General features: G+C 63.6%; 20 protein-coding genes. 9 read left to right on the plus strand and 11 right to left on the minus strand.

Features of this window, described 5'->3' with window-relative positions:
- The first annotated feature begins 53 nt into the window (after nucleotides 1-53).
- The gene (locus JVX98_RS27625) at nucleotides 54-2,243 is read left to right on the plus strand and encodes an anthranilate synthase (RefSeq protein ID WP_205238132.1); all 2,190 of its coding nucleotides are present in this window, start codon (nucleotides 54-56) and stop codon (nucleotides 2,241-2,243) included.
- Nucleotides 2,244-2,331: 88 nt separating this feature from the next.
- On the opposite strand, the gene JVX98_RS27630 is transcribed toward JVX98_RS27625, so the two are convergent.
- Nucleotides 2,332-3,258 carry a LysR substrate-binding domain-containing protein gene (locus tag JVX98_RS27630; RefSeq protein ID WP_205238133.1) on the minus strand — a complete coding sequence of 309 codons (927 nt, stop codon included), beginning with the start codon at nucleotides 3,256-3,258 and terminating at the stop codon, nucleotides 2,332-2,334.
- A 177-nt stretch (nucleotides 3,259-3,435) separates the two neighbouring features.
- Here JVX98_RS27630 and JVX98_RS27635 point away from each other — a divergent pair, with 177 nt between their 5' ends.
- The 3 genes from JVX98_RS27635 to queF all read left to right on the plus strand — a co-directional run bounded on the left by JVX98_RS27635 (nucleotide 3,436) and on the right by queF (nucleotide 6,665).
- Nucleotides 3,436-5,010 carry an MFS transporter gene (locus JVX98_RS27635; protein WP_205238134.1) on the plus strand — a complete coding sequence of 525 codons (1,575 nt, stop codon included), beginning with the start codon at nucleotides 3,436-3,438 and terminating at the stop codon, nucleotides 5,008-5,010.
- Nucleotides 5,011-5,127: 117 nt separating this feature from the next.
- Nucleotides 5,128-6,054 (plus strand): cation diffusion facilitator family transporter, encoded by a 927-nt coding sequence (locus JVX98_RS27640; RefSeq protein ID WP_205238135.1) that lies wholly within the window; start codon nucleotides 5,128-5,130, stop codon nucleotides 6,052-6,054.
- A 146-nt stretch (nucleotides 6,055-6,200) separates the two neighbouring features.
- The gene (gene queF / locus JVX98_RS27645) at nucleotides 6,201-6,665 is read left to right on the plus strand and encodes a preQ(1) synthase (RefSeq protein ID WP_205238136.1); all 465 of its coding nucleotides are present in this window, start codon (nucleotides 6,201-6,203) and stop codon (nucleotides 6,663-6,665) included.
- 205 nt (nucleotides 6,666-6,870) lie between these two features.
- On the opposite strand, the gene JVX98_RS27650 is transcribed toward queF, so the two are convergent.
- On the minus strand, nucleotides 6,871-7,131 hold the full coding sequence (locus JVX98_RS27650; protein WP_205238137.1) for a hypothetical protein: 261 nt from the start codon (nucleotides 7,129-7,131) through the stop codon (nucleotides 6,871-6,873).
- 157 nt (nucleotides 7,132-7,288) lie between these two features.
- Complete coding sequence (locus tag JVX98_RS27655) at nucleotides 7,289-7,867, minus strand: HupE/UreJ family protein (protein ID WP_205238138.1); 579 nt, start codon at nucleotides 7,865-7,867, stop codon at nucleotides 7,289-7,291.
- A 239-nt stretch (nucleotides 7,868-8,106) separates the two neighbouring features.
- Here JVX98_RS27655 and JVX98_RS27660 point away from each other — a divergent pair, with 239 nt between their 5' ends.
- Nucleotides 8,107-8,691: an ATP-dependent Clp protease proteolytic subunit gene (locus JVX98_RS27660; protein WP_205238139.1), complete on the plus strand. Its 585-nt coding sequence runs from the start codon at nucleotides 8,107-8,109 to the stop codon at nucleotides 8,689-8,691.
- Between the two features lie 409 nt (nucleotides 8,692-9,100).
- A complete protein-coding gene (gene leuA / locus JVX98_RS27665; RefSeq protein ID WP_043621053.1) occupies nucleotides 9,101-10,810 on the plus strand; it encodes a 2-isopropylmalate synthase in 1,710 nt (569 codons plus the stop codon).
- Between the two features lie 102 nt (nucleotides 10,811-10,912).
- Here leuA and JVX98_RS27670 read toward each other — a convergent pair whose 3' ends face one another.
- Together JVX98_RS27670 and JVX98_RS27675 are read right to left on the minus strand one after the other, a co-directional pair.
- The gene (locus JVX98_RS27670) at nucleotides 10,913-11,740 is read right to left on the minus strand and encodes an anti-sigma factor (RefSeq protein ID WP_205238140.1); all 828 of its coding nucleotides are present in this window, start codon (nucleotides 11,738-11,740) and stop codon (nucleotides 10,913-10,915) included.
- A 3-nt stretch (nucleotides 11,741-11,743) separates the two neighbouring features.
- A complete protein-coding gene (locus tag JVX98_RS27675; RefSeq protein ID WP_192446924.1) occupies nucleotides 11,744-12,262 on the minus strand; it encodes an RNA polymerase sigma factor in 519 nt (172 codons plus the stop codon).
- 372 nt (nucleotides 12,263-12,634) lie between these two features.
- On the opposite strand from JVX98_RS27675, the gene JVX98_RS27680 reads away from it, so the two are divergent.
- Nucleotides 12,635-13,561 carry a DUF3313 domain-containing protein gene (locus tag JVX98_RS27680; RefSeq protein WP_205238141.1) on the plus strand — a complete coding sequence of 309 codons (927 nt, stop codon included), beginning with the start codon at nucleotides 12,635-12,637 and terminating at the stop codon, nucleotides 13,559-13,561.
- A gap of 72 nt (nucleotides 13,562-13,633) precedes the next feature.
- On the opposite strand, the gene JVX98_RS27685 is transcribed toward JVX98_RS27680, so the two are convergent.
- Nucleotides 13,634-14,182 carry a tetratricopeptide repeat protein gene (locus JVX98_RS27685; RefSeq protein ID WP_205238142.1) on the minus strand — a complete coding sequence of 183 codons (549 nt, stop codon included), beginning with the start codon at nucleotides 14,180-14,182 and terminating at the stop codon, nucleotides 13,634-13,636.
- A gap of 183 nt (nucleotides 14,183-14,365) precedes the next feature.
- Nucleotides 14,366-15,268, minus strand: coding sequence for a metallophosphoesterase (locus JVX98_RS27690; RefSeq protein ID WP_205238143.1), 903 nt, complete (start codon nucleotides 15,266-15,268; stop codon nucleotides 14,366-14,368).
- Nucleotides 15,269-15,378: 110 nt separating this feature from the next.
- Between JVX98_RS27690 and JVX98_RS27695 the strand changes: the two genes are divergently transcribed.
- Nucleotides 15,379-15,846, plus strand: coding sequence for an NUDIX domain-containing protein (locus JVX98_RS27695; RefSeq protein WP_246764966.1), 468 nt, complete (start codon nucleotides 15,379-15,381; stop codon nucleotides 15,844-15,846).
- 27 nt (nucleotides 15,847-15,873) lie between these two features.
- On the opposite strand, the gene JVX98_RS27700 is transcribed toward JVX98_RS27695, so the two are convergent.
- The gene (locus JVX98_RS27700) at nucleotides 15,874-16,851 is read right to left on the minus strand and encodes a glutathione S-transferase family protein (RefSeq protein WP_205238145.1); all 978 of its coding nucleotides are present in this window, start codon (nucleotides 16,849-16,851) and stop codon (nucleotides 15,874-15,876) included.
- A gap of 260 nt (nucleotides 16,852-17,111) precedes the next feature.
- Here JVX98_RS27700 and JVX98_RS27705 point away from each other — a divergent pair, with 260 nt between their 5' ends.
- Complete coding sequence (locus tag JVX98_RS27705; RefSeq protein ID WP_205238146.1) at nucleotides 17,112-17,657, plus strand: GNAT family N-acetyltransferase; 546 nt, start codon at nucleotides 17,112-17,114, stop codon at nucleotides 17,655-17,657.
- Between the two features lie 8 nt (nucleotides 17,658-17,665).
- On the opposite strand, the gene JVX98_RS27710 is transcribed toward JVX98_RS27705, so the two are convergent.
- Genes JVX98_RS27710 through JVX98_RS27720 form a run of 3 tightly spaced genes read right to left on the minus strand, consistent with a single transcriptional unit; the run spans nucleotide 17,666 to nucleotide 20,640 of the window.
- Entirely contained in the window at nucleotides 17,666-18,088 is a 423-nt protein-coding gene (locus JVX98_RS27710; protein ID WP_205238147.1) for an N-acetyltransferase, read from the minus strand.
- A gap of 6 nt (nucleotides 18,089-18,094) precedes the next feature.
- On the minus strand, nucleotides 18,095-18,574 hold the full coding sequence (locus tag JVX98_RS27715) for a GNAT family N-acetyltransferase (RefSeq protein ID WP_205238148.1): 480 nt from the start codon (nucleotides 18,572-18,574) through the stop codon (nucleotides 18,095-18,097).
- Entirely contained in the window at nucleotides 18,571-20,640 is a 2,070-nt protein-coding gene (locus JVX98_RS27720) for a hypothetical protein (protein WP_205238149.1), read from the minus strand. The genes JVX98_RS27715 and JVX98_RS27720 overlap by 4 nt, the downstream gene beginning before the upstream one ends.
- Between the last annotated feature and the right edge of the window lie 5 nt (nucleotides 20,641-20,645).

Below are 20,645 nucleotides of genomic sequence, written 5' to 3' on the forward strand. Positions count from 1 at the left end.
GGCTTTTTTGTATCCAGGCCGCTCAAGGACCGGGCTTTTACGGAGCGATGCGAATGGCAACGGTAATTCTCGAGGGCGGAGCGGAGAGCTACACCACCAAAGGCGGCATTGTGGTGACGCGCAGGCGACGCGAGGCCTCGTATGGCCAGGCGATCGCGAGCTATGTCGACAAGCTCGACGAGCGCCGCGGCGCAGTGTTCTCCTCCAACTACGAATATCCCGGCCGCTACACCCGCTGGGACACGGCCGTCGTCGATCCGCCGCTCGGTATCTCCTCCTTCGGCCGCGCGCTCTGGATTGAGGCCTACAACGGCCGCGGCGAAGTGCTGCTTGCGATCATCGCCGAGCACCTGAAGACCGTCGCCGACATCACGCTCGGTGCTTCTACCAGCCGTCGCCTGGATCTGACCATCAACGCACCGGATCGCGTCTTCACCGAGGAAGAGCGCTCGAAGATGCCGACGGTCTTCAGCGTGCTTCGCGCCGTCACCAACCTCTTCCATTCGGCCGAGGATGCGAGCCTCGGGCTCTACGGCGCTTTCGGCTACGACCTTGCCTTCCAGTTCGATGCAATCGACTTGAAGCTCAAGCGCCCCGACGACCAGCGCGACATGGTGCTGTTCCTGCCGGACGAGATCCTCGTCGTCGACCATTATGCGGCGAAGGCCTGGATCGACCGCTACGATTTCGCCAAGGACGGCAAGACCACCGAGGGCAAGGCGGAAGAGATCGCCAGCGAGCCCTTCAAGACCGTCGACACCATCCCGCCGCATGGCGACCATCACCCGGGCGAATACGCCGAGCTCGTCGTCAAGGCGAAGGAGAGCTTCCGCCGCGGCGACCTCTTCGAGGTGGTGCCCGGGCAGAAATTCTACGAGCGCTGCGAGAGCAAGCCGTCGGAAATTTCCAACCGGCTGAAGGCGATCAATCCGTCGCCCTATTCCTTCTTCATCAATCTCGGGAACCAGGAATATCTCGTCGGCGCGTCGCCGGAAATGTTTGTGCGCGTTTCGGGCCGCCGCATCGAGACCTGCCCGATCTCGGGCACGATCAAGCGCGGCGACGACCCGATCGCCGACAGCGAGCAGATCCTGAAGCTGCTCAACTCCAAGAAGGACGAATCCGAACTCACCATGTGCTCGGACGTCGACCGCAACGACAAGAGCCGCGTCTGCGTGCCGGGTTCCGTCAAGGTCATCGGCCGCCGGCAGATCGAGATGTATTCGCGCCTCATCCATACCGTTGATCATATCGAAGGGCGCCTGCGCGACGACATGGACGCCTTCGACGGGTTCCTCAGCCACGCCTGGGCGGTCACCGTCACCGGCGCACCGAAGCTCTGGGCCATGCGCTTCATCGAAAGCCATGAGAAGAGCCCGCGCGCATGGTATGGTGGCGCCATCGGCATGGTCGGCTTCAACGGCGACATGAATACGGGCCTGACGCTGCGCACGATCCGCATCAAGGATGGTATCGCCGAAGTCAGGGCAGGGGCGACGCTGCTTTACGATTCAAACCCGGAAGAAGAAGAAGCCGAAACCGAACTGAAGGCCTCCGCCATGATCGCTGCCATTCGCGACGCGAAATCCGCCAACGCCGGCAAGGCCGGGCGCGATGTCGCTGCCGTCGGCGCCGGCGTCAACATCCTGCTCGTCGATCACGAGGACAGCTTCGTCCATACGCTTGCAAACTACTTCCGCCAGACGGGGGCGACCGTCACGACGGTGCGCACGCCGGTGGCCGAAGAGATCTTCGATCGGGTGAAGCCGGATCTCGTGGTGCTATCGCCCGGACCGGGCAACCCCAGGGATTTCGACTGCAAGGCGACGATCAAGAAGGCGCGGGCGCGTGACCTGCCGATCTTCGGCGTCTGCCTCGGTCTGCAGGCGCTTGCCGAAGCCTATGGCGGCGATCTGCGCCAACTGGCGATCCCGATGCACGGTAAGCCGTCGCGCATCAGGGTGCTGGAGCCCGGCATCGTCTTTTCCGGTCTCGGCAAGGAAGTGACCGTCGGTCGTTACCATTCGATCTTTGCCGATCCGGCAAGCCTGCCTGCCGACTTCATGATCACCGCCGAAAGCGAAGACGGCACGATCATGGGCATCGAGCACACCAAGGAGCCGGTGGCTGCGGTGCAGTTCCACCCGGAATCTATCATGACGCTCGGCGGCGACGCCGGCATGCGGATGATTGAGAACGTCGTGGCGCATCTCGCCAAGCGCGCCAAGGTCAAGGCCGCCTGATTAGCCCGGCAATCCCCTATTCCGGGATGGAGCAGATGTTGACGAAGACAAGGTGCCGCTTCCACCGTGGAGGCGGCACTTTCTGTTTCTACTGTGCCGCCTGAATGGCCGGCACATTCTCGCAGCGATCGGCAAACAGTCGCTCGCTCAGAAAATCGACGAAGACGCGGACCTTGGGGGAGAGGTGACGGTTCGACGGCCACAGCAGGTGGAACTGTCCGGGCGCGTCGAGATGGGCGTCGAGCAAGGTGTGCAGTCTGCCGTGGCGAAGATGGTGGCGGGCGAGAAAGTCCGGCAGGCAGCCGATGCCGAGGCCGCTAAGCACGGCGCCGCCGAGCGCTTCCATGTTGTTGCAGTTGAGCACGGTCTTGAGGCGTGGCTCCTTTCCCTCAGGCGGCAGCGTGATCGGCCATTCCTGCAGTTTGCGGCTGTTGGGAAAGCGAAAGCGGATCGCGTGGTGGCCATCGAGATCGCGCGGGCATTCGGGCGTGCCGTGTCGGTCGAGATAGGCGGGTGCCGCGCAAAGCAGAAGCTGGAAAGGCCTGAGCGCCCGGGTCATCAGCCGCGAATCCGGCAGCACGCCGCTGCGAATGGCGACATCCACTTCCTCGTCGATCAGATCGACGATGCGGTCGTTGAAGTCGAGATCGAGTTCGACTTCGGGGTAGCGCCGCACGAATTCCGGCAGCACGGGCAGCAATAGATGGTAGCTGACGATCGGCACGCTGACGCGCAGCCGTCCGCGCGGCACGGCCACCGCCTCGGCCAACGATGCCTCGGCGTCGTCGAGATCGTCGAGGATGCGGCGGCAGCGCTCATGAAAGAGCCGGCCTTCCTCGGTCAACCTTATGCTTCTGGTCGAGCGCTGCAGCAGGCGGACGCCGAGCTCTCGTTCGAGATTGGTGACGGCCTTGCCGACCGCTGAAGCGGACAGACCGAGCACGCGCCCGGCGGCAACGAAGCTGCCGAGATCGGCCGTGCGGACGAAGGCGGTCAAGCCGCTCAGGCGATCCATTGCTTCTCCATTCGAGCGCTTTATTCCGGTATAAATGGCATCGCGGTGTGATTTTCATCCGATTATGTCGAAACTATCCTGCATCCGTCAATCGATACCCGGCAACTGCCGACATCAAGACGGAGGTCCGGCGGGCCTGCGCGGGTATCCCTTTTGCTCGAACGGATGGAACGGGGAATGAGAACCGAAATTCGAGAATCACGCGGGCGCCGTCTCGTGCTCATTGCGGTCTGTTGCGCCGCCGCGGCAATGCCTCTCACCTTCACCGGACCGGCGGTGGCGCTGCCCTCGATCAGTCGCAGCCTTGGCGCCGATCCGATTGCCCTCAACTGGGTCACCAACGCCTTCATGCTGACCTTCGGCAGCTCGCTGATGGCGGCAGGCGCACTTGCCGACAGCTTCGGCCGCAAGCGTGTCTTCCTCGGCGGTCTTGCGGCTTTCCTGCTGTTTTCGGTCGGGCTCGCCTTTGCTCGCAATATCCTTTGGTTCGATATTCTGCGTGCCCTTCAGGGCATCGGGGCAGCCGCTGCCTTTTCCGGCGGCATGGCTTCCCTTGCGCAGGAGTTCGACGAGAGCGAGCGGCTACGGGCCTTCAGCCTGGTCGGCGCCAGCTTCGGTGTCGGCCTTGCTTTCGGGCCGATCGCATCGGGCCTGATGGTCGAGGCCTTCGGCTGGCCGGCGATCTTCGGTCTTGTGGTCGTGCTCGCTGGCCTGTCCCTGGCGCTCGGCGCGGTCTTCCTGCGGGAGACACGCGATCCGGATGCCGCCGGGCTCGACTGGAAAGGAGCGGCAAGCTTCACCGCGGCGCTCGCCTCGCTCACGTCAGGCATCCTGCAAGGCCCGGATAGCGGCTGGAGCCATCCGCTGGTGATCGCAATGCTTGCGGCAGCGGCGCTCTTCTTTCTGGCCTTCTGGCGGATCGAGCGTTCGGTGGCGCGGCCGATGCTGGACCTGACGCTGTTCCGCTACCCGCGTTTCGTCGGCGTGCAGTTGTTGGCGGCAGCCCCTGCCTATGGCTTCGTGGTGCTGCTCATCCTGCTTCCGGTCCGCTTCATCGGTATCGAAGGCATGAGCGCCGTTGAGGGCGGACGGATGATGATCGCCATGTCCGCGCCGCTTCTGATCCTGCCGATCGTAGCCGGGCTTTTGACACGCTGGTTCGCGCCGGCGGTCATTTGCGGCGTGGGCTTGCTGCTCTCGGCGGCCGGGCTCTTTTGGCTCAGCCTGTTTCCGGCGGGGTCCGAGCCGGCCGCGCTGCTTGCACCGCTGCTGCTGATCGGCCTTGGCATCAGCCTGCCCTGGGGGCTGATGGACGGGCTTGCCGTCAGCGTCGTGCCGAAGGAGCGCGCCGGTATGGCGACGGGCATCTTCAGCACCACGCGCGTCGCCGGGGAGGGCATTGCGCTTGCGATCGTGACCGCCATCCTTTCCGCGCTCACGGCCTGGAATCTGGGGCCGGAAGCTGGCGCCAATGCCGCGCCGATGGCGCAGCGCATCGTCACCGGCAACCTTGCGGCGGCGACGCGGCTTGCACCGGAGACATCGCACGCCGCGCTGCTGCAGGCCTATGGCGATGCTTTCAGCGTCCTGCTTCTGGTTTTGACCGGCATCACCGTCGCGACTGCGGCCGTCGTATTCTTCTTCATCGGCCGGGGCGACAAGGCTTTCGGTGACGCGGAGATCGAGGCCGGCGCGCTGCCTTTCGACGCGATTGCCTGCGGAGAGACCGGAACCGGCCGATCCAATCTTTGACAAGCGCCGCTTAATCCAGCATATGCTTGTCCATCGACCGCCTGCGCGAAAATTCGCGCGGGCGGTTTTGCGTTTGAATGGGCTTGCGTTTGCAACTCGTTTGCATCTGCACGAGGAATGACAATGACATCTGGAACCGAAAACCGCACCGTGCTCCGCCTTGCTTTCTGGGGCATACCGCTCTCGCTCGCTGTGCTCGGCCTGAAGCTGCTTGCCTGGTGGCTGACAGGCTCGATCGCGCTTCTCTCCGACGGGCTGGAATCGACCGTCAACGTGATCGCGGCGGTCATCGCCTATCTGATGATCGGCTATGCCTCCAAGCCGGCCGACGCCGGCCATCCCTTCGGTCACCACAAGGCGGAGTATTTCTCGGCCGTCATCGAAGGCGTGCTGATCGTCGTTGCGGCATTGCTCATTGTCTGGGAGGCGGTACCGGCAATGATGGCGCCGGTGTTGATGGAGGCCCCGGCACTTGGACTTGCGATCAACTTCGTGGCCGGCGTCATCAACGCCATCTGGGCCTATGTGCTGATCACCGCCGGTCGCAAGCACCGCTCGCCGGCGCTGAGCGCCGACGGCCATCATATCCTGTCGGACGTCGTCACCTCGATCGGCGTTCTCATCGGTCTCGTTCTCGCGATTGCCACCGGCTATGCGATCCTCGATCCCTTGCTTGCCGTCATCGTCGCCTGCAACATCCTCTATCAGGGCTGGATGGTGATCTCGCGCTCGATCGACGGTCTGATGGACCGGGCCGTACCGGTTGAAGAGGAGGAGGCGATCAAGCAGGCGATCGCCGCCAATGCCGCCGGCTCGCTGGGCGTGCATGATCTCAAGACCCGCCAGGCCGGGCCGGCTATCTTCGTGGACTTTCACATGGTCGTGCCGGAGCTGATGCCGGTCGGCGAGGCGCATGATATCTGCGACCGCATCGAAGACGCGATCCGTGCCGTGCATCCCGGCGCCAAGATCGCGATCCATGTGGAGCCCGAAGGCGAGAAGGCGCATGGTGTGCGGGTGAAGACGACAGTCGGGCGCCACTGATTCACGGTCGACGGCGCTTCAACCGTGACGAGGTTTCCTTCTTGAGGCAGTTCTGATTTAACGGCCGCAAACGGAGCGGGCCGGCGAGGGCTGAGGCCAGCGTCGACCGCATCCACGCGCGGATGTTCTCATGGAGCAACAGGCAAATGAGCAAGACTGACGTATCCGGCCTTTCGCAACTGGGCGCAAAGGTCGACCTGCCGCAGAGCCCGGAAGACGCTGTTCTGGAGCGGGTGCCGAGCGGCAACAAGGGCAAGGATTATCTGGTGCGTTTCACCGCGCCGGAATTCACCTCGCTCTGCCCGATGACCGGCCAGCCGGATTTCGCGCATATCGTCATCGACTATGTGCCGGACGAATGGCTGGTGGAATCGAAGTCGCTGAAGCTGTTCCTGCATTCCTTCCGCAACCACGGCGCCTTCCACGAGGATTGCACCATCGAGATCGCCAGCCGACTGGTCTCGCTGCTTTCCCCGCGCTGGCTGCGGATCGGCGCCTATTGGTATCCCCGCGGCGGCATCCCGATCGACGTCTTCTGGCAGACCGGCAAGCCGCCGGAGGGCCTGTGGCTGCCCGACCAGGGCGTGCCGACCTATCGCGGTCGCGGTTGATATGCTCAGATAGCGCCAACCTGGGACTCGGCCACGCGCGTCTGTCGCACGCTTTTGCCGCTGAGCAGGAGAGCGAGGGCTGCGCGTGGGTAGTACTTGTCTAAGCTGTGAACTGGTTTCAGGGCGCAGACCAATTCTCGGTGGCGCCATCTTCGAGACAGAGTATTTTCACGCCCACCAAGACGTCGCTTACCCCGTTCCCGGTCTAGTTATTGTCGCTGCGAAGCGGCATTTCAGGCTTCTGACAGATATGGTGCCGGGCGAAACCGCTGAGTTCGTGCCCCTCGTCCAGAAGCTGAGGGCACAGCAGCAAAAGCAACTCGGCATCGAGCACGTCTACTATTTCTATAACGAAGATACGTCGCACCATTTTCATCTCTGGATGGTGCCAAGATATGAGTGGATGGCGCAGTTCGGAAAATCGATCGATGCCGTGCGCCCCGCCTTGTTGCACGCGCGAAGCCATATGAGTTCAGAGGCAGAACTCGGGCGAGTTACAGAAGCCGCTCGCAAGCTTCGACAGGGAATGCAGGGCCAATAGCGGCGCATCTGAACGGGCGATCGCTCACAACGTCCAGGTTGCGAGCGATAGTATTTTGAAGCGAGAAAACTATTGGTCTTGATCAGCCGAAGATCAAGGCAGCGCCGGCCAGTGCCGTGAGACCACCGAGGACGCGTGCAAGCAGGCCGCTGCCGGAGAGGCGCTGAAGGGCGATGCCGAGGCCGATGCCGGCCACGTGAAGTGCTGCGGTGGCAAGGATGAAGCCGACCGAGAAGGCAAGTGCACCGGCGCTGCCGAGTTCGCCGCCATGGGCATGGCCGTGGAAGAGGGCGAAGACGCCGACGATCGCTGCCGATGCAGCGATATCCAGGCGTACAGCCATGGCGACGAGGAGGCCGAGTGCGACGACGGAGGCGAGGATCGCCGGCTCGACGAAGGGGAGGCCGACACCGGCAACCGCCAGCGCGAAGCCGACCGCCATCATCGAGACAAAGGCCGTCGGGACGACCCACAGCGCCCGCCCACCGATCTGGGCGGCCCAGAGGCCGACGGCGATCATGACCAGGATATGGTCAAGTCCGAACAGCGGATGCGAGAAGCCGGCGGCAAACGAGCCGTGCTCTGCCGGATTGAGATGGGCGAAAGCGGGTGCGGCGGAGGCGATCAGCGCCGCAGCGGCGATCAGGATGCGTCTGTTCATGCGTGTCCCCATGGATCGGCGGGACCTGGGAGGTCGGCCCCACTCTTGAGTGTTTGACGCTGACGATCTTATTGGGCGTTGCGGGCCTGTCTATACGGCATTTGGCGGTAGGTGTTTTTACCATAAGCGTAGTCGACCTTGCCGCTTTGTCGCCGCTTCGGTTTGTTGCATTGTCTTCGGGGTCGAGTCGCATTATCTGACTTTGACTGAAGACTTCATGAGACGCCGGAGAAAAACGGATGATGAACGACGACGAGGACGACAAGAAGACCGAATTGCCGCTCGGCAAGGAAACGGAGGCGAACCTTTTCAAGTCGCGTTCGATTTTCATCTACGGCTCTATCAATCAGGAACTGGCGCAGAAGGTCTGCTCGCAGCTCGTGGCGCTTGCCGCCGCCAGCGACGAAGACATCCGCATCTTCGTCAATTCGCCGGGCGGCCATGTCGAGTCGGGTGACAGCATCCACGACATGATCAAGTTCGTGAAGCCGAAGGTCTGGACCATCGGTACCGGCTGGGTCGCTTCCGCCGGCGCGCTGATCTTTGTCGGCGCCCCGAAGGAGCGCCGCATTTGCCTGCCGAACACCCGCTTCCTGCTTCACCAACCGTCGGGCGGCACCCGCGGCATGGCTTCGGACATCGAGATCCAGGCACGCGAAATCATCAAGATGAACGACCGCCTGAACAAGATCTTCGCTGACGCGACCGGCCAGCCGGTCGAGAAGATCGCCAAGGACACGGACCGCGACTACTGGCTTTCTGCCGAGGAAGCGAAGTCCTACGGTCTCGTTTCGCGGATCATCGCGTCTGCTGCGGACATCTGAGTTCGCACGCAAGCCAAGGTTTTGGAGGGCATCGGCAGTTCGCCGGTGCCCTTTTCTTTTGCGGTGATCCTCGTCATCGCGCGGCTTGCTCCGCTCCGGCAAGCCGTGTATAGGCTTTGATCATGACTAAGGCTGACGCATATCGGATCGCCTCGATCCACGCCGGACACGATACCAATCGTGCGCCGTCGCGCGCCTTCGCCTCGCTTCTTCTTCTCGGCCTTACTCGCGGTTGCCGGGTTCGCTGAGGAGCGCCCGGTGGCCGAAAAGCCACGCCGGCGGATGCTCCTCGACCCCATCAAGTGTTTTAGAATAAAGGCGCGTTCGGCGCGGCATTAGCCATCGCAATCCGATCCCTGATCGGCTATGGCAAGGCGGCCAGGACGTCCAGTGATGAAGAGAAGCTGCAATGATCCAGAAATCCCATCCCGTTAAGATTGGCATGCCGGAAGCGGCGGTGAAGTACCAGGCCTATCCGCAGATTGCGCTCACCGACCGCACCTGGCCGTCGAAGACGATCACCAAGGCGCCGATCTGGTGCTCGGTCGACCTGCGCGACGGCAACCAGTCGCTGGTCGACCCGATGGGCCACGACCGCAAGGCCCGCATGTTCCAGCTGCTGCTCGACATGGGCTTCAAGGAAATCGAGATCGGCTTCCCCTCGGCTTCGCAGACCGACTTCGATTTTGCCCGCTGGTGCATCGAGGAAGGCAATGTCGCCAAGGATGTGTCGCTGCAGGTGCTGGTTCAGTGCCGGCCCGAGCTGATCACCCGCACCTTCGAGGCCTTGGAAGGCGCGCATCAGCCGATCGTGCATTTCTACAATTCCACCAGTGAATTGCAGCGCCGCGTGGTGTTTGCCAAGGATGTGCGCGGCATCAAGCAGATCGCGACCGATGCCGCCAAGATGATCACCGACATGGCGGCCAAGGCCGGCGGCGGCTACCGCTTCGAATATTCGCCGGAAAGCTTTACCGGTACCGAGCTCGAAGTCGCGCTGGAGATCTGCAACGCGGTCACCGAGATCGTCAAGCCGACGCCGGACAACAAGCTGATCCTGAACCTGCCCTCGACCGTCGAGATGGCGACGCCGAACATCTATGCCGACCAGATCGAATGGATGTGCCGCAACCTCGACAACCGCGAGAGCCTGATCATCTCGCTGCACCCGCACAACGACCGCGGCACCGGCATTGCCGCCACCGAATTGGGCCTGATGGCAGGTGCGGACCGTGTCGAAGGCACACTGTTCGGCAATGGCGAGCGCACCGGCAACGTCGATGTCGTGACGCTGGCACTGAACATGTTCACGCAGGGCGTCGACCCGCAGCTCGACTGCTCCGACATCGAGCGGATCAAGGAAGTCTACGAATACTCCAACCAGATGGTCATTCCCGAGCGCCATCCTTACGTCGGCGAACTGGTCTACACGGCCTTCTCCGGCTCGCATCAGGACGCGATCAACAAGGGCATGAAGGCGATCAAGACCGCCAACAAGCCGCTCTGGGAAGTGCCGTATCTGCCGATCGACCCGCGTGACGTCGGCCGCTCCTATGAGGCGATCATCCGCATCAACTCGCAGTCGGGCAAGGGCGGCATCGCCTATATCCTGCAGGAAGACTACGGCATCAACCTGCCGCGCAACCTGCAGGTCGAGTTCCGCGAGGACATCCAGCGCATCACCGACGAAGAGGGCAAGGAGCTTCCGTCGAAGAAGATCTACGAGCGCTTCATCGAGCGCTATGTCGAGCAGCCGGGCGCGCGCATCAAGTTCGTCGATCACCACACCTATCCGGTGGGCGAGCACAAGGGCGTGCGCGTGGTGGCCGCCGAGATCACCGACAATGGCGAGGTCAAGCGCATCGAAGGCAAGGGCACCGGCCCGATCGACGGCTTCATCAACGCGCTGTCGATTTATCTCGGGATCGACCTCTCGGTCGCGGACTATTCCGAGCACTCGCTCCAGCACGGCTCGAACGCGGCCGCGATCGCCTATGTCGAGATGGAGCATCCCGGCGGCAAGCTGTTCGGCGCCGGTATCAACACCAACATCGTTGCCGCTTCCCTTGAAGCCATTGTTTCGGCGGCCAACCGTGTGCTCGAGATGCAGCGCGGCTGATACGCTTCACCGTGACGAAATGCGGCCGCGTCGGGGAAACCCGGCGCGGCCTTTTCGTTTCAGGGGTGGGGTCGTTTTAGGGGTAGGGGACTGCCGCTGATGTCAGATCGTCGCGGCGGCGGCTTCGGCGATGTCCTGCATGCCGACATGGGAAGAGGGGCCGACGAGCACGAACGAGGCGCCGCCTCGCTGCCAGGAGACCATGCCGAGATCGTCGCGGATGCTTTCGTCGAACTGGTCCGCCTGCGGGCCGGCGGTGCTCTTGAGGAAACAGATCGCGAAGATCTCGCCTTCGGCGCTGCGGTAGACGAGCTGTGCTACGGGCTTGCCGTTGGCGACGAGCAGCCGGGCACCCTCGAAGGTCAGGCCCTTGCCGGAAAGCTGCGGGATCTTGAAGGGAACGCCGACGCTAGAGGCAAGCCAGGTCTCGATCTTCGGCGCTTCCGTCGCTGGGACCTCGACCAGATGCTCCTTCTGCCGCGAATAGATGCGGTGATAGTCGGCGATGTCGTCGAGCCAGCCACGGGCGGCGGCGAGCTTGGCCGGCTCGCTTCCGGTGTTCGCCGTCCCGACGATGAAGCCGGCGCCTCCGCCGAGCAGCAACAGGGCCGCGGATGCCGCAAGCATGCGTGGCCAGACCCGTGCGTGCCGGACAGTGGTCGTGGTTGCGGCAATCCGCTCGGTCTTCGGGTTGCTCCCGGGACCCTGCTTGATTTGCCGGACGAGAGCGAGCGGCACGGGATCGTGCAGGAAATCCTCGAAGGCGGTATCGCCAAAGCTGCTGCCAGCCTTCAGCCTCTCGAACAATGCCTTGGCGTCCTCGTCGCGGGCAAGAATCGCGTCGAGTTCGGTTCGTTCAGCTTCGCCGATCTCGCCGTCGATATAGGCGGAAAGGCGCACTTCGAGCGCTTGACCCCTTGTCTGTTGCAACGGTCAGGCCCTCCTTTCGGTATTCTCTGAAATCATCGCCGCGAGCCTGAGGCGCGCGGTCGACAGTCTGCTCATGACGGTGCCGATCGGAATGCCCAGGATATCGGCGGTCTCGCGATAGCTGTGGCCTTCGACATTGACCAGCAGGAACACGCTCGCCAGCCCCTCGGGCATCGACAGGATCATCTTCTGCAACTGATTGGCGTAGACGGCTTTTTCGGCCGCGGGCTCGATGCTGAGCTCGTCATGTCCGAGTGCGTCGACCGTGCCGCTGCCGGTGCGGACCTTGCGCTTGCGGATTTCGTCGACCCAGAGATTGCGCGTCATCGCGTAGACCCAGCTTTCCAGCCGGCCCTCTCCGTTCCAGAGGTGGCTGCGGGTGATCGCGCGCTCGCAGGCTTCCTGGACGAGGTCGTCGGCGTCATTGGCATTGCGCGTCAGCGTCATCGCGAAACGGCGCAATTTGGGCAGCAGGCTGACCAAGTCGCGTCTGAAGTCCTTCGTTTCTGCCGCTGGACGCATTTCTCTTCCAATGAAACGTGCCGGATCATGCATTTATTCGCCGTGCTGGGCACGAGCGGATGATATGAAACATTTGCTCCTTAGTCTGCAAGGGAAGTCCCGGAACGGAAAGCAAATTCTGCTGCTTCATGGCGCCTTTTCCCAAAAAGCTTTCCCTTGCCCGCGCCCGTTAATCACGCGCTTCGTTACCGTTAACTGCAACGGGGGCCGGAGATCGCGTCAAAGTTCGGCCCGAATCTGACTGGACGTCATGCACAACTGCAGGTCGATGTCGGGGACACGCCAATGAACGCACAGCATCGCAATGGCATGAGTATTGTCAGGTTTGTCGGGAGACATTGTGGCGGAGGCCGCATTCGGCGAGGTACGGCCGTGATACGCACGGCTGCGCTGGTGCCGCTGTTTGTGGGGCTTGCCGCCTGCCAGAGCGCCCAGGTCTTGGAAACGGGGTCGCTTTCCTCCTACAAGGATTTCGTCGCCAGCGACGGGATGGTGACCAAGACGAAGTACCGGGTGGATGCCGCCGCCACCAAGAACGTCAAGACCGTGCATGTAATCCCGACGACCTTTGCCGCCACTGCGGATCTCGACAAGCTCGGGGATCCGCAGAAGAAGCTGGTGGCAACCGCAATCGACCGGTCGCTTTGCGAAGCTTTGAGCGCACAGTTCGACGTCGTGCCGATCTCCAAGCCCGCCGACATGGCGGTACGCTCCGTGATCAGCAAGGTCAAATCGACAAATGCCGTCGTCGCCGGCGTGTCGACCGTCACCTCGGCCGTTTCTCCGATCCCGGTTCCGCGCATTCCCATTGGTCTTGGAAGCCTCGCGGTCGAGGCGGAGGCCTTCGACCCGCAGGGCAAGCAGATCGCCGGCCTTGCCTGGGCGCGTGGCGCCAACATCCTCACCAACGGCTCCCGCGCCTCGACGGCCGCCGACGCCTTCGAGCTTGCAGGCGATTTCTCGGGCGACTTCAGCGCGCTGCTCGAAAAATCGGGCGACCCGATGAAGTCCGATTTCGAGCTGCCGTCGATGAAGAACGTCAAGAACAGCGTCGCCTATGCGGTCACCGGCAAACCCACCGATCCGGATTGCGCCGTGTTCGGCAAGGGATCCGGTCTTGGCGGCATCGCCGGCGGCGCGCTCGGCCTGCCGCCGGAATGGTCGGAAAAGAAGAACGAGGCAAAGTCGATTGCCGATGGCACGATGGGAAGCGATGCTCCGGCAGACGCGGCGAAGGGAAATGCGGCCAAGGGAACCGAGCCCAAGAAGACGACGGCAAGCGGGTCGAAGAAAACCTGACGTCCCGGTGCGTCTCCGCGGCACGTCGGATCGAGGCGGCGCCTGGCGCCGCCCGTCCATTTTATCGCCCGGTCAGTACTGACGGACGCCACCCAGCGACTGAAGCAGGGCGCGGTAGGCCCAGGTGTTTTCGCCGCCGCGGTCGCGGATCTCGACCAGTTGCACCCGCGCTTCCTCGACACGGCCCTGTTCGATGAGCGCCTGGCCCATGTAGGAGCGGGCGAGGATGTAGTTCTCGTCGGCCTGGAGCGCGCGCTTGTAGTACTGCATGCCGAGTTCCATGCGCCCGGCCTTGCGGTTGGCATAGCCGAGATAGTTGAGAACCCGGGCACTTTGCTGGTCCTTGACGGCGCCGAGCACCTTGATCGAATTCTCATACTGGCCGGCATAGGCGAGTTCACGGGCCGCCTGGAACAGGATGTCGTCGCCAAGCTCGCTCTTCTTGGCGTCAACGCAGGCCTTTTTCTTGGCGTCCCACACCTTGCCGTCGGTGCATTCGCTGGTGGTCTTGGTTTTCTTCGGCGGTTCGCTCGTATCCTCGCCGGCGGCCATCACCGCATGCGCCATGAAGCTGGTTGCCCCGGCGGCAAACAGGGCGAAAACGAGGTTCTTGTGGTTCATCATGCCATCTCCCATTGCTGGCGCATGACCGCGAAAGCCTCGCGCTGTTTCAAACGACTGCGTGTTCTGCATTCGCGCAGAGGCGGGCGCGCTGCCATGCGGCGGCGGACCGGAGTATGACGCAGCAGGGCCGGGGTTTATTCGCCGGGCGATGAATTTTCTGCAGAGGGAGCCGGCGTTCGGCTAGAAGCGTGTGGTTTCGGCGAGCGACACCGTGGTGGCATCGTCGTTCAGGGCGTAGCGCTCGCGCGTCAGGTGCCAGTTCCCGGCTTCACCGGCGACGGTGAACAGGTTGTAGGCTGCCGGCGGCTTGTGGCCGCCAGGACCTTGCGAGGCCGAGGCGATGCCGACAACCGGGACAGGGGCATGCTGGCCCTTCAGCCAATAGACGGTGTTGAGGTGGGTGTGGCCGTGGATCACGAGTTCCGCGCCGCCCGACGAGATCGTCGCGGCAAAGCGGCGAATGCCGATCATGCGCTTGTGCATCGAGGTTGCGCCGCGGATCGGCGGATGGTGGATCATGACGATGCGGAAGAGCCCGGCTTCGCCGGCTTGTCTGAGCAGGTTGACGGTGGCGCGGGCCTGGCGCTGGCCGAAATAGCCGCTGGCGGCAAAGGGCGGGGTCGCAACGGCGGTCGAGCAGCCGATCAGCGCCACCGGGCCGCGCACGCGCATATAGGGAAAGCAGCGGTGCCGGTCATGCCAATGCGCCGGCGCATCGTCGCCGCGCATATAGCGATACCAGGCACGGGTGGTCTTCTCGTAGGCGCCCGGCACATAGGCGTCGTGGTTGCCCGGAACGACGGAGATGTTTTCCGGCTTGCCCGCATCCTCCAGCCATTCGGTGACCGCCTTGATCTCGAGCGAGGAGGCGAGATTGACGAGATCGCCCGTCATCGCCAGATGGTCCGGATCCTTCTTCTCGATGTCGGCCAGCAGGGTGTCGAGCGTACCGGTAAAGAGATGGCGGCTGCGGTTGCGGTGCCAGTTGACGAAACCGGTGATGCGCTTGGAGGCGAGTTCCCTGAGGGATAGCTCGGGCAGTGGCCCGAGATGAACATCGGAGATATGGGCAAGTTTGAACATCGCCCCCGTCTAGCGCATATTCCGGCCGAGGGGAATCAGGTCGCCCGATGAATCGCGCGTGGCCGGGACGAGGAAGGAAGAAACGCCTGGAACAGGATCGGCCACCGGAGATGCGGCGCTGGTATCTCCGGCTGCTGATGTGGCTTGCGCATGGCTACTACGCTGTTGCGCGCGGCATGACGATGGGTGTGCGGGCGGCCTGTTTCGATGGCGAGGGCCGCGTTTTCCTCGTCCGCCACTCCTACCTGCCGGGCTGGCACCTGCCGGGCGGGGGGCTCGACCGCGACGAGGCCTCGATCGACGGCTTGCTGCGGGAGTTGCGCGAGGAGGGGAACCTCGAAGTTTCGGCGCCGCCGGTGCTCATCCAGGTCTACTACAACAGGCGCACGAGCCGCCGCGACCACGTCGTCTTCTACCGCTGTGACAGTGTCAGCCAGAGCGCGCCGAAAACGCCCGATCTCGAGATTTCCGAAAGTGGCTTCTTCCCACTGGACGCGCTGCCTGACGACACCACGCCGGCGACACGCCGCCGGCTCGCGGAACTTGCCGGCGGCATCGCAATCGATCGCTACTGGTAGCGATCGATTGTCCGTTTCAGTGCGGGCCTACAGCGCTTCACGGCCGTGCGGGGCGGTGAGGTCGAGTACTGGACCCACCGGCACGACGCCCGTCGGGTTGATGGTCGTGTGGCTGCGGTAGTAGTGCTCCTTGATGTGGCGCATGTCGACGGTCTCGGCCACGCCCGGCACCTGATAGAGTTCCCGCAGATACCCTTGCAGGTTCGGATAGTCGGCGATGCGGCGGACGTTGCACTTGAAGTGGCCGACATAGACTGGGTCGAAGCGCACCAGCGTCGTGAACAGCCGCCAGTCAGCCTCGGTGAGACGGCTGCCGGTGAGGTAACGGTGCGAGCCGAGGCGCTCTTCGAGCTTGTCCAGGCGGGCAAAGAGTGCGCTCACACTTTCCTCGTAGGCGGATTGTGTGGTGGCAAAGCCGGCCTTGTAGACGCCGTTGTTGACGTCGTTGTAGACGTCGGTGTTCATTGCATCGATCTCGCCGCGCAACTCTTCCGGGTAGAAATCGAGCGTCGAGCCGGTCAGACCATCGAAGGCGGAATTGAACATCCGGATGATCTCGGAGGATTCATTCGAGACGATCGTGTTCTGCTTCTTGTCCCAGAGGATGGGAACGGTCACGCGGCCGGAATAGTTGGCGTCGGCGCGGGTATAGACCTGCCACAGCGCCTTCGAACCGAAGAGATGGTCGCCGGTGCCGATGCCGCCGTCCTTGAACTCCCAGCCCTGGGCGAGCATCAGCGGATCGACCACCGAAACCGAGATCAGGTCCTCGAGCTTCTTCAGCTTGCGGAAGATCAGCGTGCGGTGCGCCCAGGGACAGGCGAGCGAAACATAGAGATGGTAGCGACCGGCCTCGGCCTTGAAGCCGGCGTCGCCGCTCGGGCCGGCCGATCCGTCCGCCGTCACCCAGTTGCGGAACTGCGAAGCGCTGCGCTTGAAGTGACCGTTCGTTGCCACCGTGTCGTACCAGACGTCCTGCCAGACGCCGTCCACCAACCTGCCCATCGGACAAACTCCTTCGTGATCGTTGCCTCAATAGATAACGCTTCCAGCGCCATTCGATAGGTAGCGAAATCGGAACAGTGCGTTTTAGGCTTTGACAGAGGGCAAATTTCTGCTATCGGCGATTTCACAACTTTTTTCGTGTCTGGAAGAATCCACACAGATGATGTTCTCGGGAAACCTGCGACGACGCTGATGCTGCCAACGCCCTCGTCGGGCGAAGCCATCCCTATGTCTGTTCGCATGCCTGGTTTCTCGATCTCATGAAAAAGCACGATCTCGTCTATCTGACCGAAGACGCGTCCCACGACGCAGCCATCGAAATCATCAACGAAGAAGCTTTCGGCCCCGGCCGGTTCGCACGCGCTGCCGCGCGCATCCGCGAGCAGGGGCCGCATGACCGGTCGATGTCCTTCATCTGCGCCGACAACGGCGAGACGATCGCATCGGTCCGGATGACGCCTGTCATGGCGGGCTCGATCAAGGGCCATCTGCTCGGGCCGCTCGCCGTCCGGCCGTCGCACAAGAACCAGGGCATCGGCCGGGAACTGGTGCGCATCGCGGTCGAGGCGGCACGGCGGAAGGGCTCGCATGCGGTGATCCTCGTCGGCGATCCGCCTTACTATCAGCCGCTCGGTTTCGAGAAGGTGCGCTACGCGGCACTCGAGTTTCCGGGGCCGGTCGATCCGGCGCGGGTGCTTGTCGTGCCGATGGCCGAGGGCGTGCATGCCGGACTTTCCGGCGTCATCGCCTGGCGGGATGACAAGCTGGTGCAGGCGCAGCCGATCGCTTTGCCGCTAGCCGGCTGACGCGGATCTTATCGCGTCACGAGCGACTTCTTCAGAAACACCCGGGTTCGGCCAATCGGGAAATCCGGCAGTTCACCGAAGGCCGCATAGCCCTGGCGTTCGTAGGCGCGCAGGGCCTGCGGGTTGAAGGTGTCGATCCAGGCGCTGTGGCAGCCGCGCTTGCGCGCTTCGTCCTCGGCCGCCTGCAACAGCTTGCCAGCAAGCCCCTGGCCGCGAAGATCTTCCGGCAGCCACAGCCACTGCACGAACAGCCAGCCCCAGCCGGTGTAACCGTTCAAGCCGCCGCGCGCTCCCTTGGCCTCCGGGCCACCGACCAGGACGGCGAGGGGGCGGCGCTCCGACGGGCCGATGTCGGCGGCGTTGAAGGCGGTCAGGCCGTTGCCGATGGCTTCGATCGCCTCGGGCGGTGCGGCGTCGGTGACGACGAACATCGGTCCTTACCTCTCGACACGGCGCATGCTGAAAACATCCAGGCGGTCCTCGCCGACATCCGTCTCGTCGAGTTGCCAGCCGAGGCGCTCGTAGAAGGCGCGCTTGCCCGAGAGGGCGCAAAGATGCACGGCTTCGGCGCCCGTATCGAGCGCCGCCTGCGCTGCCTGCAGCACGATGTCTCCGCCGACGCCGGCGCCGCGGAACTGTGGATCGACCCAGACGGCAGCGACCCAGGGGGTGAGATCCGGCCGCTCTTCAAGGTCGGAGGCGATGACCGAGGCAGTGCCGACGAAATCGTCGCCGGCATGAGCCACCAGACACAGCTGCTCGGTATCGGCGGCAAGGCTCTCCTGAAGCAGGCCGGTGATGTGTTCCAGCGGAAAGCCATGCGGCTCCCACCAGGCGCGCCAGATGCGGTCTGCCGCGGCATCGAAGAAATGCGGCGCTTCGCGAAGGTCGCTGACGATCATGGTTCGCTCGCTCATCGTCCCTCGCGATACCAGGTGGCGGAAATCAGCAGCAGCAGTGCCGCAAGACCAAGGAAGCCGGTAAACAGCGGCACGGAATTGACGCCCTTCAACACGGTCTCGTCGGTCATGCGGATCGAGAGCCGCTGGTCGTCTGCTGCACGCACCGAGCCCCTGACCGGCAGAACCGTGGGCAGGTCGAGTGCTCCATCTGCACTGGCAAGGCGCCGCACGAGGCCCTTGGTCTTGTCCGCCCAGGGACGCAGCTTGTCCTCGGTCGAGATCGCCGCCTTGAATTCCGGGGCGTTGGGGTCGCCGACATGGGCAAGAGCCGTGAGCTCGCCGTTCGACATTTCGAACAGCCCGGTTGCGGTGGTGGCGACTTCAGCCGAGTAGAGGCCCGGCTGGCGTTCGGTCAGCTTGACGTCCTGCTTCTCGCCGGAGGGCGAGGTCAAGGTCACCGGACCCGGATCGCCGTCGATCGTCTGGCGGGTGATTTCCAGCGTGCGGCCGCGGGCGCGTGCCGTCAGCGCCTCTTCTTCGAGCGAGGGCTCCTGCATCAGCCAATGGGCGGTGCGGCGATAGAGCGACACGTGCGGGCCGCCGCCTTCGAAGCCGCGCGCCCAGAGCCAGCCCTGGTCGGAGAGCAGCATCGCGACGCGGCCCTTGCCGACGCGGTTAAGCACCAGCAGCGGTTTGCCGTCGGCCGCTTCCATGACCGTATGGCCCTGCGGCCGGTTGACGTCGACCGTGCGGAACCAGCGGCCCCAGTGCGGCGGCTCGCTGTCGGAGCCTTCGAGACCGCGGGTCACCGGATGCTTCTTTCCTTCCTCCGACAGGCGGGGGAAAAAGGCCTTTTCGTTCATCACGCCCGTGGGTGCTGCCGGCAGCACGGCCTCAAGCGGTGTCGCTGCAATCGAATCGTCGCCGGCATGTTCGGGGCCGGCCGCGATCAGCAGCGCGCCGCCGTTCTCCACATATTGCGCGATGTTGTCGTAGTAGAGGATCGGCAGCAGGCCGCGGTGCTGGTAGCGGTCGAGAATGATCAGGTCGAACTCGTTGATCTTGTCGACGAAGAGTTCGCGCGTCGGGAAGGCGATCAGCGACAACTCGTTGATCGGCGTGCCGTCCTGCTTTTCCTGCGGGCGCAGAATGGTGAAATGCACGAGATCGACGGCTGCGTCGGACTTTAGAAGGTTGCGCCAGGCGCGCTCGCCGGCATGCGGCTCGCCGGAGACCAAGAGCACGCGCAGGTTCTCGCGGATGCCGTCGAGCACGTGGACCGCGCGGTTGTTGGCCGTCGTCACTTCGCCCGGAACAGCATCGACGGCAAATTCGAGCACGTTGTTGCCGCCGCGCGGAACGTTGAAGGCGAAGGGCACGTCGGTGCCGGGTTCGGCCCGCTCGCGGGCGATCTCGTTGCCGTTGAGGCGGATCGTGACTTCGGCGCTGCCGCCGGGGGCAGCGCCATCGTCGACCACCCGGAACGAGAGCTTCTGCTCCTCGCCTACGATGCCGAAGCGCGGCGGATTGATCAGTTCCACACGCCGGTCGAATTCATCGGGCTTGCCGGTGATCAGCCCGTGCACGGGGGCGTCGAAGCCGAGCGTGCGACCGACATCGGGGACGTCATGGATCTGGCCGTCGGTGACGAAAATCGCGCCGCCGATGCGCGCCGGCGGAACGTCAGACAGCGAGGAGGCGAGCGCGGAGAAGAGATTGGTCGATGGCGACACATCTGCCGGATCGGTGTTTGCCTCGATGATGCGAGGTTCGATCAGCGGTATGGCCGACAGCCGCTCCTTCAGGCCCTCGACGGCGCGATCGGTCTGCGCGGTGCGATCGCCGTTCTGCTGGCTCTGGCTGCGGTCGACGACGACGGCGACGATGGTCGAGAGCGGATCGCGCAGTTCCACGAAAATCGAAGGATTGGCGATCGCAAGCCCCAGAGCTGCGAGTGCCGCCAGGCGCAGCCAGGCGCCGCGCACCTTCTGCCAGAGGCCATAGGCGATGAACAGCGCCGCGACTGCAAGCAGCGGGACGAAGTAGATCCACGGGATCAGCGGAGCAAAGCCATAGGTCATCGATC

Origin of the sequence: Ensifer sp. PDNC004 (assembly GCF_016919405.1) — a bacterium.
GTDB lineage: Bacteria > Pseudomonadota > Alphaproteobacteria > Rhizobiales > Rhizobiaceae > Ensifer.

Bases quoted from the DNA above. Each gene is read 5' to 3' on its own strand.
- JVX98_RS27650 (WP_205238137.1), bottom strand. From the start codon at position 7,131: ATGGCTTCGCGCGTGCAACAAGGCGGGGCGCACGGCATCGATCGATTT.
- JVX98_RS27695 (WP_246764966.1), top strand. From the start codon at position 15,379: ATGCGGCGCTGGTATCTCCGGCTGCTGATGTGGCTTGCGCATGGCTAC.
- JVX98_RS27625 (WP_205238132.1), top strand. From the start codon at position 54: ATGGCAACGGTAATTCTCGAGGGCGGAGCGGAGAGCTACACCACCAAA.
- JVX98_RS27690 (WP_205238143.1), bottom strand. From the start codon at position 15,268: ATGTTCAAACTTGCCCATATCTCCGATGTTCATCTCGGGCCACTGCCC.
- JVX98_RS27720 (WP_205238149.1), bottom strand. From the start codon at position 20,640: ATGACCTATGGCTTTGCTCCGCTGATCCCGTGGATCTACTTCGTCCCG.
- JVX98_RS27685 (WP_205238142.1), bottom strand. From the start codon at position 14,182: ATGAACCACAAGAACCTCGTTTTCGCCCTGTTTGCCGCCGGGGCAACC.
- JVX98_RS27660 (WP_205238139.1), top strand. From the start codon at position 8,107: ATGATGAACGACGACGAGGACGACAAGAAGACCGAATTGCCGCTCGGC.
- JVX98_RS27700 (WP_205238145.1), bottom strand. From the start codon at position 16,851: ATGGGCAGGTTGGTGGACGGCGTCTGGCAGGACGTCTGGTACGACACG.
- JVX98_RS27640 (WP_205238135.1), top strand. From the start codon at position 5,128: ATGACAATGACATCTGGAACCGAAAACCGCACCGTGCTCCGCCTTGCT.
- JVX98_RS27630 (WP_205238133.1), bottom strand. From the start codon at position 3,258: ATGGATCGCCTGAGCGGCTTGACCGCCTTCGTCCGCACGGCCGATCTC.
- queF (WP_205238136.1), top strand. From the start codon at position 6,201: ATGAGCAAGACTGACGTATCCGGCCTTTCGCAACTGGGCGCAAAGGTC.
- JVX98_RS27710 (WP_205238147.1), bottom strand. From the start codon at position 18,088: ATGTTCGTCGTCACCGACGCCGCACCGCCCGAGGCGATCGAAGCCATC.
- JVX98_RS27675 (WP_192446924.1), bottom strand. From the start codon at position 12,262: ATGCGTCCAGCGGCAGAAACGAAGGACTTCAGACGCGACTTGGTCAGC.
- JVX98_RS27655 (WP_205238138.1), bottom strand. From the start codon at position 7,867: ATGAACAGACGCATCCTGATCGCCGCTGCGGCGCTGATCGCCTCCGCC.
- leuA (WP_043621053.1), top strand. From the start codon at position 9,101: ATGATCCAGAAATCCCATCCCGTTAAGATTGGCATGCCGGAAGCGGCG.
- JVX98_RS27705 (WP_205238146.1), top strand. From the start codon at position 17,112: ATGAAAAAGCACGATCTCGTCTATCTGACCGAAGACGCGTCCCACGAC.
- JVX98_RS27635 (WP_205238134.1), top strand. From the start codon at position 3,436: ATGAGAACCGAAATTCGAGAATCACGCGGGCGCCGTCTCGTGCTCATT.
- JVX98_RS27715 (WP_205238148.1), bottom strand. From the start codon at position 18,574: ATGAGCGAGCGAACCATGATCGTCAGCGACCTTCGCGAAGCGCCGCAT.